This is a genomic window from Maribellus luteus, from assembly GCF_003576475.1.
In the GTDB taxonomy this organism is placed as follows: domain Bacteria; phylum Bacteroidota; class Bacteroidia; order Bacteroidales; family Prolixibacteraceae; genus Draconibacterium; species Draconibacterium luteum.
Genome location: NZ_QWGR01000020.1, coordinates 49,442 through 69,559, shown reverse-complemented (window position 1 = coordinate 69,559; position 20,118 = coordinate 49,442). Strand labels below are relative to the sequence as shown.

Here is a 20,118-nt window from a genome sequence, read left to right as displayed (position 1 = left end):
TCATGTTTTTGCAATGGGAAAAAACAAAATGATAGATAATAAATTTACCCGAGATAAAATGAAAAACATATTACTTCTCGCTGTATTTTGGTTTTTGATACAAGGATGTTCAACAAAATCAATAGTTGAACGGCCCCAAACATATGCCGAGGCGCCCGATCCGGCTCCGGACACTTTAGCCAATTGGAATGACGTGAAAGCAGGTTTGCATGCTTCCATTGGATCAATCGATTCCCGGTATGAAAAGAGCTCCGTTCCTGATTTGGATCCGAAAACAGAATGGAAGGGTTTTGCCTGGCGTAACGAGAAAATTTCTGCACAACTGGTGTTATGGAATAATGAGCCTGCGGGAATTGTTGAATGCCAGTTTGGCGATTTTAAGTCACAGAATGGTGCGGTTTTGCCTGCAGCTATCGCCAACGCTCGTTTTGTGCGTTATGTATTAACCGACGAGTTTGGCCCGGGGTGTGGCTACCGTAAACCCGAAGATTTTATTGCCAGGATCAGTCCGGATATGCTTGATTCGCTTTCCGCTTTTGAAATGGAGGCGCAATCAACCCGGCCGGTTTGGCTTACGTTTGACGTTCCTGCGGATGCGACGCCTGGAATCTATACTTCGATCCTGCAATTGAAATTAAATGGAAAGAAACATAGTAAGTTTAATTTTCGCATAGAAGTTGTCGACCGGATCCTGCCTGATCCTTCTGAGTGGAAATTTCATCTTGATTTATGGCAAAATCCATACGCAGTAGCTCGCTACCACGAGGTTGAACCGTGGTCGGCAGAACATTGGGACCTTTTGCGCCCGGTAATGAAAATGTTAGCCAATGCAGGGCAAAAGGTAATAACAGCAACCTTGAATAACCGTCCATGGGGAGGGCAAACCGAAGATGAATACAAATCAATGATTGTCTGGGAAAAACAGATAGATGGAAGCTGGGCGTACGATTATTCCATATTTGATCAGTGGGTACAATTCATGATGGATTTGGGAATTGACAAACAAATTAGTTGTTATTCAATGGTTCCATGGGGAAACGAACTATACTACTTTGATGCTTCGGTAGGAGAAGAAATAAAAGTAATTGCAAAAGCCGGAACAAAAGAGTTCGAAGAAATCTGGACTCCTTTTCTGAAAGATTTCCTTAAGCATCTGGAACAAAAAGGATGGACTGATATAACCTGCATGGCGATGGATGAACGATCACCGGCAGAAATGAATGCGACAATGAAACTGCTGGCTGAAGTGGCTCCTGAATTGGGTGTTGGTTTTGCCGACAACCATTGGAATTATAAAAAATTCCCTGATCAGTTGACCGATTTAAGTGTAGCCTATGGCGCTGAAATTGAGCCGGATATTCGACAGTACCGTAAAGAAAAAGGCTATTTGTCAACCTGGTACGTGTGCTGTTCTGATGTTTTTCCCAACGTATTTTCATTTTCTGATCCCGGAGAAGCAGCTTTTATTGGGTGGTATACAATGGCTGCCGATTTTGATGGTTTCTTGCGTTGGGCATACAATCATTGGGTGAAAGACCCCTTGATTGATTCACGTTTTCGTACCTGGCCTGCGGGTGATACTTACGTTGTTTATCCAAACGCCCGCAGTTCCATCAGGTTTGAACGTCTGATAGAAGGAATTCAGGATGCAGAGAAAATCAGGATATTAAAAGAAGAGTTTCAAAATAATTCATCGGCAGAAGCAATGGAAAAGCTTGGACGGCTCAATGGGGTACTCGAGCAAATGAGGATTTCTCAAAAACCGGAAGCTTTTAATGCATTGATGCAGAATGCGAAACGAAGCCTCGAAGATCTTTCCAGGTAGTATTATTGAGTGATAAAGAAGTTATGAAACAACTGTCGATTATTATATTAGCAACAATATCTTTCTTTTTTTGTGCTTCTGTTTCAAAAGCTCAACTACACGGACACGTATTTGTCGATACAAACAACAATGGACAAATGGATCCCGATGAGCACGGAGCAAAGGACTGTGTGGTGTCCGATGGTCTCAATGTTGAAAAAACGGACAAAAACGGAAACTTCAGTTTGCCGGGGTGGAGCAAGCAACGTTTTGTAACGCTATACTCGGGAGCCAATTTTAATTGTAGAGAATCTTTCCTTCCCATTTCTGAGTCGCGAAAGGAATATGTTTTTGCCCTTACTCCAAAGGAGCGAAAAAAGCAACTTAGCTTCATTCAGATATCCGATACAGAAACTTATGAGTACCGGGATTGGGTTGATCAGTTAAAACAGTATGCCCAGGTGCATCAGCCTGATTTTGTTATTCACACCGGCGATATTTGTTACCAAATTGGTATGGCCTGGCATGCAGAAAACATCACGACCCGGAAGTTTGGGGTACCAGTCTATTATTGTTTGGGGAATCACGATCTGATCAAAGGCGATTATGGCGAACAGTTCTTTGAACAGTGTTTTAGCCCGGCATGGTATGCTTTTGAAGAAGCAAATACATTGTTTGTTATTACACCGATGATGAAAGGAGATTATAAGCCTTCTTTTAACCGGGAAGACATTGGTACCTGGTTGAAAAACCTAATGAAAACTTATCCTGCGGAGCAGCCAAAAATATTCTTTAACCATGATTTGCTAACCAACGGTGATGAATTTGACTTCAAGGTCAATGATGATGAAGTAATAAATTTGACTGAATACAACTTGAAAGCCTGGTTGTACGGGCACTGGCACACCAATATGGCTAAAGAACATGGCGAGTCGGGCGTGATGTCGTATGGAACTTCAACACTGGCTGCCGGAGGTATCGATCATTCTCCCTCTGGTTTCCGGGTGATTGATGTGGATGAACAGGGAAATACTTCTTCTCATTTTAGATGGACCAATCTCAACAGAAAAATAGAAATTATTAATCCTCAAAAGAATGTGGCAATACAGAATGCCGCGGGAGAAATTCAGCTGGCTGCAAATGTTTATCATACCGGGGCGGAAGTTGATAGTGTTCGTTACGCTTTTTATGGTGATGAAGGACTTAATTGGAACTCCGCACTGGATCAGAGCAAATGGCAAAAAATGACTCAGGAGTCGGACTGGACGTGGGGGACAACATTGACTCCGAAAGAAAGTGATCACTACACTTTGGTCGTAAATGCGTTTTTGCACAGTGGTGAAATTCTAAATGCCAAACATTCATTCTCGGTAGTACAATCAAACGAAGCTAATATAAATGGCCAATGGTTTAACCTGGCAGGAAATGCTGCTCATAACCCGGTGGTTGACGAAGAACATGAAGTGCCATACCAATTGCAGTGGACCAGCAACATTGGAAGTAACATTTTTATGAGTTCGCCGGTTTTATTTGAAAATATGCTGGTTACAGCAAGCTTCGACGATGGGAATGCTAAAGCTTGTTACCTGGTTGGGGTGGATGCTGTAAACGGGAAAAAACAATGGCGATACCATACCCGGAACAGTGTAAAAAATCAAGTGGTTGTTGCGCAGGGAATTGTTATCGCAACAGATATGCAGGGAATCACTTATGCTGTTGATGTATCGACCGGGCAATTGGTTTGGGAGCGTGACTTGCATTATAATCGTTTGCCCGGATTTGTTTCGGGCCTGGTTACTGACGGGAAGGTGGTTTATACCGGGTTTGGAAAATCGCTTAGTGCGCTGGATGTATTGTCTGGAGATGTGTTGTGGACGAATGACGATTGGGAAAGTGGTGAAGGAACCACTCCGGTTATGACCCTTGCTGATGATGTTTTAATTACATCCAGCCAATGGAAGGCAATTTATGCGCATAACCTTCACACGGGCAAATTACTTTGGAAACGAAGTGATGCAGACTTGCGGTTTCGCGACGGCGTTTTGAGCTACATTGATGGTTCGCTTTGGGTAACCGGAAAGGGACCGGAGAATGCGGTTCCGGGCATTTTACACCAGCTGGACCTGAAAACAGGGAAAACAATTCAAACATACAAAACAGGATTGCAGCAAGCCGGAACTTCAGCCCCGATTATTTTGAAGGATCATTTTATTATTGCGGGATCTCATCCGGGAATTGCTGCTGTTAGCCGCGAAACAGGAGAACAGCTTTGGCTTTTCGAAGTGGAGCCGGCATTGTTGTACACGCCTTCTTATTATGCCGATCGTCAGCAAAGTATAGAATCTACGCCCTTGTTGATTGGGGATAAGCTTGTTTTCGGAGCGATGGATGGCCGGGTTTATGCCCTGGATGCGGACAGTGGAAAGCTGTTGTGGAAAACGAAACTGGGAGCACCGGTAGTTACATCGGCAGCAGCGGATGGTAAGCGATTCTATATCTGTGACTTTGCCGGGAATGTGTATTGTTTTACCAGTGCAAAAAAGTGATAGGATGTTAAATGTTTCTATAAAAATATTTAAGTGATGAAAAGACGTGATTTTATTCGATATAGCGTTGGTGGTGCAGGTATTCTGATGTTGCCTCTTGGTGTAAATGCATTGAGTCGAGGTTCCAAAAAACATGTGCGTTTTGGAGTGTGTGCTGATGTCCACAAAGACATTATGCACGATGCTGATAAGCGCTTGCAGGCTTTTATTGATGAAGCTACGAAACAAGAACTTGACTTCATTATTCAACTGGGTGATTTTTGCCGGCCTTACGAGCAAAACAAGAAATTCCTTGGGCTTTTTAATGATTATACCGGGGACAAATACCATGTACTCGGAAACCATGACATGGACGGAGGTTTTTCCCGCGAGCAGGTTCTTGAATTCTGGAATACCTCCCAAAAGTATTATTCTTTTAACCAGAATGGATTCCATTTTATTGTACTCGATGGAAATGATAAAAATCCCTCGCCGGATAAAGCTGCCGGATATGCCCGATTTATAGGAAAGGAGCAAGTAGAATGGTTAAAAAATGATCTGGCAACAACAGATCTGCCTTGTATTGTGTTTTCGCATCAGAGCCTTGAGAATGTGGAATTGGGAGTTGAAAATCAGAATGAAATAAGGGCTATTCTTGAAGCAGCCAACAAAACAGCGGGATTTGAAAAAGTAGTCGCTTGTTTTAGTGGTCACCATCATACCGATTATGCAGCTTCGATAAACGGAATTTACTACATTCAAATTAACAGTATGTCGTATAGCTGGTTGGGAGGCGATTATCAAACCATTCGTTACAGCAAGGAAATAGACGAAAAATACCCCTGGATAAAATATACAGTTCCTTACGAAAAACCTTTGTTTGCTTTTGTCGAAATAGATAAAAAGAAGATTCAAATCGAAGGCATTCAGAGCCAATTTGTTGGGCCTTCTCCCGATGATTTGGGCTTTCCCAAACCCACAGAGAACAGCCCGATTGCACCAATGATATCAAATAGAAAACTTAAGATTTAAGAAAAATGTTTAAAAAAGTTATCGCACTAATTGTAATTCTCATAACATGTTCCCCTTTGATCGTTTTTTCCGGTGATAAATTACCAAAATCAAAGCGAATAATTTTAATCGCATTAGACGGTATTAGTATTGAAGGCTATCAAAAAGCCAGACATCCGAATCTCGACAAATTGGCAGAACAAGGAGTATTATCGCTTAAAACCAGGAATGTAATGCCTTCTGTTACGCTTCCAAACTGGACAAGCCACCTGACAGGTAGTGGCCCGGAGCAACATGGAGTTGTTGGAAATGACTGGACACTTGAAAATATTAAATTACCTGCGATTGTGAAGGACAACTCCGGTTATTATCCTTCAATTTTTGAGGTGTTAAAGAAACAGGTACCTAACGTTAAAACGGCCTTCTATTACAACTGGGGACCGTTGGTGTATCCCTATAATCAGAACTATCTGGATGAGGTTAGCTTTTTAGAAAATGATGGTTATGTGGAAAATTACCGGAAAGCCTTTGACTTTATTGAGGAAAATAAGAACCAGCCAACTTGTGTGTTTTTATACTCGGTGCATACTGATCATGCCGGACATAAACATAACTGGATGTCACCCGAATACATTCAATCCATTGAAGAAGCCGATGTACATATTGGAGAATTTTTGAGTTGGATGAAAGAAAAGGGATTGTACAAGGACACTCATTTCATGTTTATTTCAGATCATGGTGGAGTTGGCAATGGCCATGGAGGAGTAAGTCCCACAGAAATGGAAGTTCCCTGGTGTATCACTGGACCAACTATTAAGAAAGGAACTTTGCTTGAAGAACCTAATAATACGGTAAATACGGCTGCTACTATTGCGTATCTTTTTAATTGCCAAATACCTTTACCCTGGGTGGGTGAAGTTCCCCGGTCTATATTTGAATAGAAGTAAGTGCTTGTTAGATCAAGGTGTAGTTGATTCTCGGCTTCTTCTAAATTTCAATAGAAAGAGTGCATGTTTAACTATCCTAAACCAGGATTTATTTTCCTGCTAACATTTTGTGATGCTTCACAGGATAGTAAACTAAAATGGTGGAACGCGGAACATGCAACTTCTCTGGAAATTGAAGGATATGGTTGGTGTTTGACAGAGATAGCGGCCTACGCCAAATTGCCTGAAAAAGCAAAAGAAAATATACGCAAACCTGTTTGGAATCAGGACAAAGGTATTTTGGGGCCGATAAAATCTTATTTTTATTGAAAACGGGGGAATTTTTTACTGTTCTATTTATCCTTTTACTACATAATTATGTGTGGAGGCAGCCAGTATGGCAATGATTTGGGCCGCAATGTTCTAACTGTTTTATAGCTTTAGCAAAACTATTATTTTCAAAATGAAAGTTAATTTGAGTATGAAAATTGGTATTGTTCTTTTTGCGCTTGTAGCAGGATTATTTATTACGTCAAACGCCCAGCAGTTTGTCAAAATTCAGGAAATGGATATTTCACTGGCACAGCAAACCTATGGTGCCCCGGTAAAAAATCATTCGGTTACGGGAGAGTTGTTATCCGTTGCAGGTGTTAAGTTTAAAGATGGCATTGGCGTTCATTCGCATTCTGTAATCAAAATAAAAATGAATAAAGGAAATCGTTTTACTGCGCAGATTGGAGTGAACGATTCACAAATTGATTACAATGATGAAGATATTCAAACAGTTCCGCTGGTTGATGGAAAGAGGGTTTTTTATCGACTGACAGATGATCAAAAACAATTTGCTGGCATAGAAGGAGAGAATGGCACGGTTGATTCGGGGAGTGTTGTATTTAAGCTGCTGCATAATGGTAAGGAGATTTACAACAGTGGAATCATGTACCAGGGCGATACTGTAAAAACGATTAATGAAGAAGTACGTGGGGGGATACTGGAATTGATTGTTGAAGATGCCGGAGATGGAGAAAGCGGTGATCATGCCGTATGGATCAATCCTCAGATAGAATACTTTGAGATTGCACCAACCGTTGCACAAATCGATTACGTGGAAGTCATTGAACAAGAAGGAGCAATAAAAAAGATGCTGGATGCACAGATCAGCCAATTACCCGAAATTGAATATCCGCTGGCTCACTCGGAAAATGATTGGCTGATTGACAATTCAAAAGTCAAAGCCGGTGTTTTTCGTGCCAATATCAACAAAGATATTGTGCTTACCAATGGGCTGGTGGCTCGTGTGTTTCGCCTTTCACCCAATCTGGCCACTATCGACTACATGAACCAAATGACCGGGGAAAGCTTGCTAAGGGCTGTGTCGAACGAAGGCACACTAACCATCGATGGCAAAACATACACCATTGGCGGACTGAGTGCGCAACCGGAATATGGTTATACCCTTATGAGTTGGGTTGATCAGCTTTGTGCCACTCCAAATTCTTTTCAGGTTCAGGGATTTGAGATAAAAAATTTGGACGATCGCATATCGTGGAAACGGGTTCGATGGGCAGCCAATAATCAAATGCCTACCGGTAAAGAACTGGTCTTTTCACTAACCAAAGATGATATTCTGGTAAAAGTACATTCCGCAGTTTATGATGGCATTCCAACCATCAGCAAATGGGTTGAAGTCATTAATAAAGGGAACCTGCTGGTGCAACTCAATCAATTCAAATTGGAACAACTGGCAATGGTTGAGGGCGAAAGCCTGGTTGAAATACCGAACGAGTGGATCAAACCCAACATTCACATTGAGACGGATTACGCTTTTGGAGGAATGCAACAACGAAATTCCGATGTTACTACTTACTGGCAACCCGATCCGAATTATACCTCACAAGCCAATTATCGACTTCAAACTCCCTGTTTGCTGGAAGTAAAACCACCGTTGGGGCCTGAAACGGCAGTTTTGCCTGGCGATACATTAGCTACATTCAGGGTTTGGGAAACGCTTATGGATACACGCGAACAGGAAAGACAAGGACTGTTTATCCGAAAAATGTATCGAACTATTTCGCCCTGGACGACCGAGAATCCCATCTTCCTGCATCTGACCAATTCGAAAGAAGAAGTGGTTAAAACGGCTATTGATCAGTGTGCCGAGGTGGGCTACGAAATGATAATCCTGAGTTTCGGAAGCGGTGTGAACATGGAAGATGAATCTGCCGAAAACTATGCTTATTTTAAAAGACTGGTGGATTATGCACATTTCAAAGGAATTGAACTGGGCGGTTATTCTTTGCTTTCGAGCCGTTGGATCAGCGATGAAGTGGATGTTATCAACCCCGAAACAGGTAAGCGGGGAGGGATGATATTTGGATCTTCTCCCTGTTTATGTAGTGAATGGGGATACAATTATTTCAGACAAATTAGGAAGTTTTATGATAAAACAGGCATGAGCGTATTTGAAAACGATGGTTCTTATCCGGGTAATGTGTGTGCCTCTACTACTCATGCTTATCACAACGGACTCGGAGATTCTCAATGGAAACAGTATGCCCAAATTCAGGATCTTTACAAATGGATGAGGGGAGAAGGTATATACATGAATGTTCCGGATTTTTATATCAATTCAGGCACAAATAAAACAGGTATTGGTTATCGCGAAGTGAATTGGTCATTGCCACGCGAAAGACAGTTGGTACTTGGACGCCAAAATATTTACGACGGATTATGGACCCGAATTCCAAGTATGTGCTGGACTTTCACACCATTGACGCAGTATCATGGAGGAGGTGCCGCTGCTACTATCGAACCGTTGAAAGATCATTTGCAGGCCTACGAAAATCAAATGATGCAAAATTATGGCGCGGGAGTACAATCCTGTTATCGCGGTCCCCGGTTGTACGATGCTCCCGAAACCAAAGAACTCGTTATTAAGGTAATTGATTGGTATAAAAAGTACCGCGACATTCTAAACAGCGACCTGATTCACCTGCGGCGCCCGTCAGGAAAAGACTGGGATGGTTTTTTACATGTCAATCCGCAACTGAAGGAAAAAGGATTAGCCATGTTTTTCAATCCAACAGCAGAAGACATGGTGCGCGAAATAACATTGCCGCTTTATTATACCGGGCTGGAAAAAACTGCGATGATAAGGGAAAAGGAAGGGGAAGCCCGGAAATACCAAGTGAGCCGCGACTACAAAGTGAAGGTGAAAATAATCATCCCTGCAAATTCGTACAACTGGCTGGTGATCGAATAAAGCAAAGTAATTTAGAGAAAAAACATTGGCGAAAAATGATAAAACTATTTCACACCGCAGCACTTGGTCTGCTGCTTTTTATACTAGCAGGTTATACGGTTGAAGGAAAAGATTCAAAAAAATCTTTCCCAGGGGAAAAGACAGAATGGAAAGGTTTTGTCCGGTTTAATTTTGACTTTGAGGGACGGCCGGCATTTGTAACACTGCCCGACAAATCACTTCCTGGAAATCCCTGGATCTGGCGGGCACGTTTTCCTGAGTGGCACACCGAGATGGACAGTTTGTTGATAAGTGAAGGATTTCATGTTGCCTATATCAACACCAACAACATGTATGGAAGTCCTGCTGCAATGGAGGTTTGGAACCACTTTTTCAATTACCTGACAAGCGAGTTTGAGCTGCTTTCCAAAGTTGCACTCGAAGGAGTAAGCCGCGGCGGATTGTTTATTTACAATTGGGCCAAACGCAATCCGGAAAAAGTAAATTGCATTTACACCGAAGCACCGGTTTGCGATCTTAAAAGCTGGCCCGGTGGCTTTGGAGAGGGACAAGGTAGTGATGCCGACTGGGAACGATTAAAAGATGCATATGGATTTTCATCGGATGAGGAGGCGAAAAGATACACGGATAATCCGGTAGATAATCTCGATGAGCTGGCTCTGGCCAAAGTGCCAGTACTGCACATGATTGGGCTGAACGACCAGGTGGTTCCTCCAGAGGAGAATACCTGCATTCTGGTTGACCGTTACATTAAGCTGGGCGGTCCGGCAACTGTTATCCCCTGCACCAGAGGGAAACAGGATTTATATGGGCATCATTTCCCCATTGAAACACCTCGTCTGGTAGCAGACTTGATCAAGTACTACACCCGCATACCCGATGAACCACTGGATCCTGCTGATTACCATATCCACCGGGATGGTATTCGCAACAGTCTGCTTAAATTTCAGCGGGAGAAAAATGGCCGGGTGGCTTTCCTCGGCGGTTCGATCACCTACAATGGCGGATGGCGCGATAGCATCTGCAATTATCTGCAAATACGTTTCCCGGATACCGATTTTGAATTTATTGCAGCGGGTATTCCATCGATGGGAACTACTCCGGCGGCATTCCGGCTGGAACGTGACATATTGTCCGGTGGTCCGGTAGATTTGCTGTTCGAAGAAGCAGCTGTAAATGATGAATCAAATGGAAGAACCAGCCAAGAGCAAATCAGGGCAATGGAAGGCATCATCCGGCACGTACGCGCCGATAATCCGGCAACTGATATTGTTATCATGCATTTTGTTGACCCGCAAAAGATCGAAGCCTACCGTTCGGGGCAAACACCGGAGGTCATTCAGAATCACGAAAGAGTGGCCGCCCATTACAATATTCCAACCATAAATCTGGCCAAAGAGGTAACCGAACGCATTGATGCCGGTGAGTTTACCTGGGAAAATGACTTTAAAAATTTGCATCCTTCGCCATTCGGGCAAGAGGTATATTTTCGTTCCATGAAAGCTTTTCTGGAAAAATCCTGGGTCGGAACAGTGGCAGAAGATGATAAAATTGAAGCCAGACCTCAACCTGCCCCGATTGATGATTCAAATTATGGAAGCGGAGTACTGATTGACATAAAAAATGCCCGAAAACTTAAAGGCTGGCAGTTGGTTGAAAACTGGAAGCCCGGCGACAAAAAAGGAACACGGGCAAATTATGTAAATGTGCCTATGCTGGTTGGTAAGGATAAGGACAGTTCTCTAAAGTTCACTTTTTCCGGTAACGCTGTAGGAATCGCCGTGGCTGCAGGCCCTGATGCAGGAATTATCGAATACAGGATCGACGACGGCAACTGGCAGAAACAGGATCTTTTTATCCGATGGAGCATGCACCTTCATCTCCCGTGGTATTATACGCTCGCAGCAAGCTTGCCTGACAACGGTCAGCATACGCTGCACTTGCGTATTACCGGGGAAAAAAATCCACAAAGTAAAGGCACAGCCTGTCGCATACGCTATTTTTTTGTAAATCAATAGTTGAACCAAATTGTAATCGCATGAAAAATAAGTTACTTTTTCCCTAATCATTTTAAGCATACTTGCTTGGCAAAAATTGAAAGCAATACAGTGAAAGTGTGGAGCGAAGAGGTTAATAAATCGGTGGCGATGCGTTTTGACTTGAACAATCTTGCAGAATCAAACCGATTTAACAAAGCTGGATTGCCAGCATCTTCTTTTCGTGCGGATAACTGGAAAGTTAAGAATGTAGAGAATAAAGGATAAAAACAATTTAAACCAATATAGTTAATAGAGCCTTCAACTAGATAATAGTCTCATTAACATCGCTCATTATATCTCTAACAATAAATAAAACCGATATAAAAAGTGTTACATATGAAGAATATCTTACCGTTTCTGTTTTTGGCAATCATCTTAGGATGTTCAAATCCGTCAGGACAACTGATGAAAACCTCGAATACGATTCCTGTCGATCAGAATGATACAAAGGATTCCATCGTCATTAAAGCTGCCCACGTGGTACCGACTCCCAACCAATATGCTGCTTTAAACGATGAGTTTATTGCTTTTATCCATTTTGGTCCCAACACCTTTACCCGGATGGAGTGGGGGAATGGAATGGAAGATCCCCGGATTTTTGACCTTCGCGAGCTGGATACCGACCAGTGGTGTCAGGCGATGAAAGCTGCCGGAATGACCAAAGTGATTTTTACGGCCAAACACCATGATGGTTTTTGCCTGTGGCAAAGCCGCTATACCGAGCATGGAATCATGTCTTCTCCATTTAAAAATGGTAAAGGTGATGTTTTAAAAGACTTGGCAGAATCATGTAAAAAGTATGATTTAAAACTGGGGGTTTACCTTTCTCCGGCCGATTTATTCCAGATTGAAAACCCGGAAGGATTGTATGGAAACCTGAGTAAAAAGACGGAACGTGTCATCCCTCGCCCGGTTGAAGGACGCCCGTTCGAAAATAAAACCACCTTTAGATTCACGGTGGACGATTACAATGAATATTTTCTGAACCAATTGTTCGAGTTGCTGACCGAATATGGCCTAATTCATGAAGTCTGGTTTGACGGAGCTCATCCGAAACGTAAAGGCGGTCAGACTTACGATTATATGGCTTGGAAAGAGTTGATTCACACTTTGGCTCCTGAAGCGGTTATTTTTGGTCGTGAGGACATCCGTTGGTGTGGAAACGAATCAGGAAAGACCAGGGACACTGAATGGAACGTGATTCCATATCAGGAAAAACCGAACATCGCTGAGCATTTCCCGGACATGACGGATAAGTCATTGGGGAGCAGGGAACAATTATTCCAGGCAAAGTTCCTGCATTATCAACCAGCAGAAACCAATACGTCTATTCGCGAAGGTTGGTTCTATCGCGATGATACAAAACAAAAAGTGCGTAGTGCTGATGATGTGTTCGACATGTACGAGCGCTCAGTTGGAGGAAACTCTATTTTTCTACTCAACATTCCGCCCAATCGTCAAGGTCGTTTCTCGGACGAAGACGTTCAGGTTTTGGAAGAACTTGGAAAACGCATCGAGCAAACTTATGGTGCTGATCTGCTGAGAGGAGCTAAAGGTCCTGCCGAAGTGTTGGATAATGATCCAAACTCTTACGAATTGCTTGCAGGAGATGAAAAGGCCATTGAAATCACCATGACTTCGGAAGTGGAAGCCAACCGCTTTGTTATTCAGGAAGCCATTGCCAGCCATAGCGAGCGGGTTGAAAAGCACGCTTTGGATGCCTGGATCGACAACCAGTGGCAAGAAGTTGCGTCGGCAACTAACGTGGGTTACAAACGGATTTTACGTTTCCCTACAGTAAGCACTTCAAAATGGCGTTTACGAATCTTGGAGTCACGCATGGTTCCTGCTATTGCAAAGGTTTCCGCCCATTATTATAAAAACCGTCCGCCGCAACTTGCTTTTTCGCGTAGTATTGATGGTCAGTTGACAATCGAGCCGAAGAAACATGATTTTGGTTGGAAACCTCATGGAGAGGACATTTCAAAAAATATCAATAGTGACTTGGAAATTCGTTATACATTAGATGGTAGTGAACCAACCAACACTTCAACGTTATACACCACTCCATTCTTACATGAGTCAGGACAAGTAAAAGCCCGCTCATTCACCAAAGACCAGTCGGGTAGTGTGGCCGAAAAGACCTTCGGTATTATCAAAAAAGACTGGAAACTAATTGGTACTGATCAGGAATCTGATGGACACGCTGGAACCATGGCTTTCGATGAACATAGCCAAACGTACTGGACTTCGACACGAAACGAAGCTCACTTTTTAGCCATTGATTTAGGACAAAAGCAGAATTTGTCAGGCTTTGTTTATACGCCTCAAACAGCTAATTCAGATGGCATGATTGAAGAAGGACTGATTAAAACAAGCTCGGATGGTAAAAGCTGGAAAACGCTTGAACCCTTTAAGTTTGGGAACTTGATTAATGATCCGACTCCCAGGACTCATTACTTTAATGCGCCCGTATCCGCCCGTTTTTTCCGGATTGAATCTCGAGTTATTGCCGGAGGAAATAAAGCTGCAGCGATTGCCGAAATTGACCTTTTGAAAACGGAGTAAGTGTTTGAGAGATACCACTGAAAAGATAGTATTTGAGAGGCAGTTTAGTGCTGCTTCTCAAATAAACTTTATTAAGGTTATTATTTTTCAGAGGTGCTCAGATCTGGCCGTTCCAGCTGTTATTTGAAATAACCTTGGTCGGACGAAGTCTGATAACACATATTGAGTGATATCGTTTCGGATAAACCTGATCCATTAATCAGTATTCCATTATCCATCGTTTGAACTATATTGTCAGGTTGTTTATTTTCATGAAGTATATTGGTATAATATTTCTATTTTTCCAGTCTGACTAAAGAATAAAAGGTTTCACGCTGATATTCGATAATTTCGCTACGAGCCGGGTGAAATTGAAGCAGAATCTTTCTGCTTTACTAAAGAATAGAAATGCGGGAGTCTGGAAGAAACAGATTATGAACAAACTTGATTTGATCATCTTTGCCATTTATGGCATAGTTGTTATTGTGGTTGGCAACTGGCTAACACGATCGAAAAATAAAGAACGCAACAGTACCGATTACTTTTTTGCCGGCAAATCACTTCCCTGGTTTTTGGTAGGAAGTTCGATTATTGCAGCCAATATTTCAGCCGAACAATTTATTGGAATGTCGGGCTCTGGTTTTGCCATTGGGCTCGGAATTGCTACTTACGAGTGGATTGCAGCCCTTATTTTAATTGTTGTCGCAAAATATTTTCTCCCGGTTTTTATCGACAAGGAAATATTTACTATGCCACAATTCCTGGCACTCAGGTACGATAACCGCATAAAAACCGTGCTGGCCATTTTTTGGCTGAGCCTTTTTATCTTTGTTAACTTAACTTCGATACTTTACCTCGGAGCGCTCGCATTAAAATCAATTTTCGGAATAAAATTGTTTTACGGAATTCTTGGATTGGCTATATTCTCATTGCTTTATACCGTGGTTAACGGATTAAAGGCCATCGCAAGTACCGATATTATCCAGGTCTTCTTTTTGCTGGTAGGCGGATTAATTACCACCTATTTTGCAGTAAATCAGGTAGGCGGCAACCAGGGGATTCTTAATGGATTTGAAGCCATGTTTACACTGGTTCCCGAAAAATTTCATATGGTTTTAAAAAGCAGTGATCCCAATTATTTTTACCTGCCGGGAATACGAGCGGTTTTTGGCGGAATTTGGATTGCCGGAATCTATTATTTTGGTGCGAACCAATACATTATTCAAAAAGCTTTTGGAGCCAGAAGCCTGAAGGAAGCTCAACGCGGAATGGTTTTCGCGGGTTATCTGAAACTCATCCTGCCGTTTGTGGTGGTAGTTCCGGGTATTGCCGCTTTTGCGCTTGGTGCACCTATTGCAAAACCCGATGAAGCTTATCCGTGGATACTTTCCAACATTGTTCCGGTCGGTATTAAAGGGCTTATTTTTGCTGCGCTTATTGCTGCCATTGTTTCCTCATTTAGCGCCATCATGAACAGTGCTTCCACCATTTTTACGATGGACCTGTACAAACCTTATTTTAATAAAAATGCTTCTGAAAGGCAATTGGTATTTGTTGGAAGGCTCTCCGGAGTAATTGCCATGGCTATTGCCGTTATCGTTGCCCCCTTGCTTGGGAGCATCGAACAGGCTTTTCAGTTTATTCAAGAATATACCGGTATGGTGAGCCCCGGAATCACAGCTGTTTTTGTGTTAGGTTTATTCTGGAAACGTGCCACTTCCACTGCCGCGCTTTGGGGGACGATTATTTCGATACCCGTTTCGGCTGCCATAAAATTTTTGATTCCTGAATTGCCTTTTCTCGATCAAATGCTCTTATCGTTTGTCGTGGTTGCTCTGGTTATTATCGTCCTTTCGTTGGAGGGGAAAAGTGAAAACAAAGGGCTCGAATTTTCGCGCAGTATCTTCCGTACCGACAAATGGTTCAATCTCCTTTCCATCATCATTGTCATCGTTTTTTCGGCTATCTATATTTTGTTTTGGTAAAAAAAATCGTTTACTCTTCCAGGTTGGTGCTAATCTGATTCTGGTATTTTGAAGGACTAATGCCGATGATTTTTCTGAACTGACGGTTAAAATACGAGAGGTTATTGTAGCCGCAGCTAAAACATACATCCGAAATCGAAAATTTGTCGTCGATAAGCAGTTTGCAGGCATAACCAATCCGCACTTCGTTGATAAAAGTACTGATCGATTTTTGGGTGGAATGCTTGAAAAAACGGCACAAAGAGGAGGAAGTCATGTTCGCCACCGATGCCAGATCTTCCAGTTTTATTTCTTTACTGAAGTTATTCAGGATGTAATTATAAATCTCATCCATTCTTTTTGAATTGTGCTTCATGTAATGATCCGCAAACGGAACGCTGGAGAGTGTAACCTTTTTCTCTGTCTCCGAAAGTTCTTTTAACAACGAAAGCATCGACAATACCCGGTCGAACGAACTAAGTGTCAGCATTTTTCTGATTTGCCTCTTTGCATTGTGATTTTCAGGAAGACTAAAAAATAAGCCTCGTTTGGAGTCATTTAGTAATTTCTTTATCGATGTCATTTCTGAAATATCCAGCAAGCCTTCCGCTCCGAAATTCATCGGAAACTGTATGACAATGGCAGAAGCAGGAATGTTCTTTTTCCCTTTTGTGGATGGAAGTGGTTCGTTCTTCCACAAATGCGGAAGATGATCGCCAACCAGTAAGAGATCACCGTCGCTGAATCTCGAGATATTGTCTCCGATAAAGCGGGTTCCTTTTCCCCTTAGTATGTAAACCAGCTCAATTTCATCATGATAGTGCCATTTCTGATAAAAATTCATGGTAATATCCTTTCTGATGTGAACGGTTTCGTGGAGATGTTTTGGTAACTTTATATAGTGTGGTTTCATAAAATAACGTCTTTAAATTTTCATAGGCAGTCAATCATTGTATCACGGCTGCAAATGGACAAATACTGCATTCGAATTTGGCTATATTTTCTGATATTACATCAAATAAGACAATATTGTTCAACTGTTAGATAATTAACTACAAGCAGGCTTCTGTTTTCAAAAGTATTTTTGAATAAAACTTTTCGCTAATGAAATACTATAAATATCTATCTCTTGCAACCTTATTGTTGTTGGCTGTAAATATTGCTTACAGCCAGTATGTTGAAGTACCTGATGATGCGGATCAGATCAATAATAAAATAGATTTGAACGGATCTTGGTATTTTAATCCTGCATTAAAGAATGTTGATGCCACTAGTGTAAAAACAGCTAAAAATTGGAGTGAGATTCAGGTGCCGGGTGAATGGCTAATGCAGGGTTTTAAGGTGGAAGCGGGAAAGCAAGCCGGCTATTTTCGCGAGTTTAAGGTGCCTGCCGATTGGAAAGACTACGCAGTGTATTTACGTTGCGATGCGGTATTTAGTAAAGTTGAAGTTGCCATAAACGGAAAGCATACCGGGAGCCATACCGGTCCGATGGTGGCTTTTGAAAAAGATGTGACGGATCTGATAAACGCCGGAAAGACGAACCGGATTGCAATGGGAATTGTTGCGGAAACCCTTGCTGATACTTTAATGTCGGGTACGCAATATGCGGCTCATCAGTTGGGCGGGATTTTGCGAAAGATTTACCTGGTAGCTGTTCCCAAAGTTCATTTACGTGATTTATGGATAAAAACAGAATTTGATGCGGAATACAATAACGCGCGCTTGCTTGTTAGCGGAGAGCTGGTCAATAAAAGTAAGCTGGCGTCAGCAAGCGTTTCAGCACAACTTATTGACCCCGATGGAAATACAGTGACACTCGACAACAGCCAAAATAATTACAATATTAATGAAAAGAGCAGTAGCCAAATTGAACTTATTTTTCCGGTAGGCAGCCCTGCAAAATGGGATGCAGAACATCCGAACCTATACCAACTAAAGCTTATTGTAAGCTCGGATGCAGGATCGGAACAAATAGTAAAAAATGTGGGTTTTCGGCAGATTGAAGTAATCGGCAACCAGCTTTTTGTAAATGGCTGCCCGGTAAAACTAAAAGGAGTAAACCGCCATGAGGTGCATCCGTTGCGTGGCCGCAGCCTTACTGATGAACTCTGGAAACAGGATGCCAAACTATTTAAGGCCGGAAATGTAAATTATATCCGTACTTCGCATTACCCGCCTTCGGAAGAATTTATTGAATGGTGCGATAAAATTGGTTTGTACGTAGAGCTTGAGAACCCCATTGCCTGGATCGGGCATGGTGCAAACAGTCACTGGCAAACACATGATCCTCATGCCCCTGCCTTGTATGCTTATCTCGAAAGCATTTCAAAATCGAACATTGAGTTTTTCAGAAATCATCCCAGTATCATTATCTGGTCGATGGCCAATGAATCAGCATGGGGACCAAACTGGGCGAAGCTGGCCGATTTTTTTGCGAAAAAAGATCCGACACGGCCCGCCACTTTTCACGATCAGGCTTACGGCGGATTTAATAATTACGGCAGTACGAAAATGCCGGTTGCCAATATACATTATCCCGGTCCGGCAGGTCCAGGCGTGGCTGAAAATTTTGAAAGGCCGCTGCTGTTTGGTGAATATGCTCACCTGAATACCTACAACCGGAGTGAAATTGTTACCGACCCCGGAGTGCGTGATTCGTGGGGACGCGGGTTTAAAAACATGTTCGAAGATATGTACAAAAGCCGCGGGTGCCTGGGAGGTGCTATTTGGTCGGGTATCGACGATGTGTTTTTCTTGCCTGATGGCCGCTCGGTAGGATATGGCGAATGGGGCCCAATTGATGGCTGGCGTCGCGAAAAACCCGAATATTTCCACATGAAAAAGAGTTATTCACCGGTAAAAATACACAACCGTGTAGTGGCGGTTCCTTCAGTTGGGAAGGGTATTGAACTGCAGGTGGAAAACCGTTTTGATTTTACCAACCTTTCGGAATGTGCCATCACCTGGAAACTGGATGCTGAATCGGGAATGCTAAATATGAACCTGGCTCCTCATAACTTCGGAATTCTCACGGTCCAGCCGAAAACAAAGGAACTAAACGGCAAACTACTGGAAGTAAAATTTGTTTCGCCACAAGGTGTAGAAGTGGAAACTTGTGTTATTGAGATCGGAGATGTGAAACGCGACGATATTCCGTTTGCAGAGTTAAACGGCGACAAACTTGATGCGATTGAGCAGGGAGAAATGCTGATGATTAAAGGCAATGGCTTTAGCTGGGCCTTTAACCTGAACACGGGAAAACTGGACAATGCACAAGTTGGCGAAAAGTATGTACTTAAGGGTGGAGCAGAGTTAATGTTACTCAGCTTAAAAACAGGTGAGTGTCTGACCGAACACAGCCTGCAAATTCCGTTTCACAACGAGACGTGCAGTAACTGGAACATGAAAAAGGCAACATGGTCGATGAAAAATGATACAGTTGAGGTAGTAGTCGCTGGTTCATATACCGAAGCGGAAGGCGAGCTTGTTTATCGTTTTTCGAAGGATGCAGCACTGGACATCAGCTACCAGATGACGGCAAATTCCGACATTAATCCTCGTCAGTGGGGACTGGTATTTTCGGCAGCCGAAAATATGAACAGGCTCGAGTGGTACCGAAAAGGGCTTTGGAGTTACTATCCCGAAAACCACATTGGGCGTACACATGGAAAAACAGTTTCGTTTGGAGACAAAGCTTTCCGGGTCGATTCGTTTGGAAAAGCGCCTTCAGACGACTGGTGCTACGATGCCAATGAGTTAGGAACAAACGACTTTAGGGCAACCCGCGAAAATATATATTGGGCGTCGTTGTCAGATAACCAAAACAAAGGACTGGTTGTGGTCTCGGATGGTAGCCAGGCATTTCGCGCTTTTATGGAAGTCGGTAAGGTGAATTTCCTTGTGGCCGGATTTTCGACCGGAGGGGGAGATATGTTTTTTAGCAGCCATCTGCAGAAGTTCAGACGTCCGTTAAAAGATGGTGACAAATTTGGCGATGAAGTAAAAATTAAGTTAGTAAACGATAGAAATAAATAATT

12 protein-coding genes are annotated in these 20,118 nt (G+C 42.6%); 11 read left to right on the top strand and 1 reads right to left on the bottom strand.

The annotated features are described in order from the left end of the window. The first annotated feature begins 58 nt into the window (after positions 1–58). From D1614_RS21770 to D1614_RS21725, 10 genes are all read left to right on the top strand, one after another. On the top strand, positions 59–1,825 hold the full coding sequence (locus tag D1614_RS21770; RefSeq protein WP_162304601.1) for a DUF4091 domain-containing protein: 1,767 nt from the start codon (positions 59–61) through the stop codon (positions 1,823–1,825). A gap of 23 nt (positions 1,826–1,848) precedes the next feature. Then, entirely contained in the window at positions 1,849–4,350 is a 2,502-nt protein-coding gene (locus tag D1614_RS21765; protein ID WP_119440109.1) for an outer membrane protein assembly factor BamB family protein, read from the top strand. Positions 4,351–4,386: 36 nt separating this feature from the next. Beyond that, positions 4,387–5,361 (top strand): metallophosphoesterase family protein, encoded by a 975-nt coding sequence (locus D1614_RS21760; RefSeq protein WP_206610115.1) that lies wholly within the window; start codon positions 4,387–4,389, stop codon positions 5,359–5,361. 5 nt (positions 5,362–5,366) lie between these two features. After that, positions 5,367–6,281 (top strand): alkaline phosphatase family protein, encoded by a 915-nt coding sequence (locus tag D1614_RS21755; protein ID WP_119440107.1) that lies wholly within the window; start codon positions 5,367–5,369, stop codon positions 6,279–6,281. Between the two features lie 69 nt (positions 6,282–6,350). After that, positions 6,351–6,596: a hypothetical protein gene (locus D1614_RS21750; RefSeq protein WP_119440106.1), complete on the top strand. Its 246-nt coding sequence runs from the start codon at positions 6,351–6,353 to the stop codon at positions 6,594–6,596. A 133-nt stretch (positions 6,597–6,729) separates the two neighbouring features. Then, positions 6,730–9,528: an NPCBM/NEW2 domain-containing protein gene (locus tag D1614_RS21745; RefSeq protein WP_206610114.1), complete on the top strand. Its 2,799-nt coding sequence runs from the start codon at positions 6,730–6,732 to the stop codon at positions 9,526–9,528. Between the two features lie 35 nt (positions 9,529–9,563). Further along, positions 9,564–11,546, top strand: a complete 1,983-nt coding sequence (locus tag D1614_RS21740; RefSeq protein ID WP_119440105.1) for an SGNH/GDSL hydrolase family protein — start codon at positions 9,564–9,566, stop codon at positions 11,544–11,546. 66 nt (positions 11,547–11,612) lie between these two features. Beyond that, entirely contained in the window at positions 11,613–11,792 is a 180-nt protein-coding gene (locus tag D1614_RS21735) for a hypothetical protein (RefSeq protein ID WP_119440104.1), read from the top strand. A 111-nt stretch (positions 11,793–11,903) separates the two neighbouring features. After that, positions 11,904–14,135, top strand: coding sequence for an alpha-L-fucosidase (locus tag D1614_RS21730; RefSeq protein ID WP_119440103.1), 2,232 nt, complete (start codon positions 11,904–11,906; stop codon positions 14,133–14,135). Positions 14,136–14,548: 413 nt separating this feature from the next. Continuing rightward, the gene (locus D1614_RS21725; protein ID WP_119440126.1) at positions 14,549–16,099 is read left to right on the top strand and encodes a sodium:solute symporter family transporter; all 1,551 of its coding nucleotides are present in this window, start codon (positions 14,549–14,551) and stop codon (positions 16,097–16,099) included. A 10-nt stretch (positions 16,100–16,109) separates the two neighbouring features. Here D1614_RS21725 and D1614_RS21720 read toward each other — a convergent pair whose 3' ends face one another. Further along, positions 16,110–16,991 carry an AraC family transcriptional regulator gene (locus tag D1614_RS21720; RefSeq protein WP_119440102.1) on the bottom strand — a complete coding sequence of 294 codons (882 nt, stop codon included), beginning with the start codon at positions 16,989–16,991 and terminating at the stop codon, positions 16,110–16,112. Between the two features lie 191 nt (positions 16,992–17,182). Between D1614_RS21720 and D1614_RS21715 the strand changes: the two genes are divergently transcribed. Next, positions 17,183–20,116, top strand: a complete 2,934-nt coding sequence (locus D1614_RS21715; protein WP_119440101.1) for a glycoside hydrolase family 2 protein — start codon at positions 17,183–17,185, stop codon at positions 20,114–20,116. Positions 20,117–20,118 lie beyond the last annotated feature (2 nt).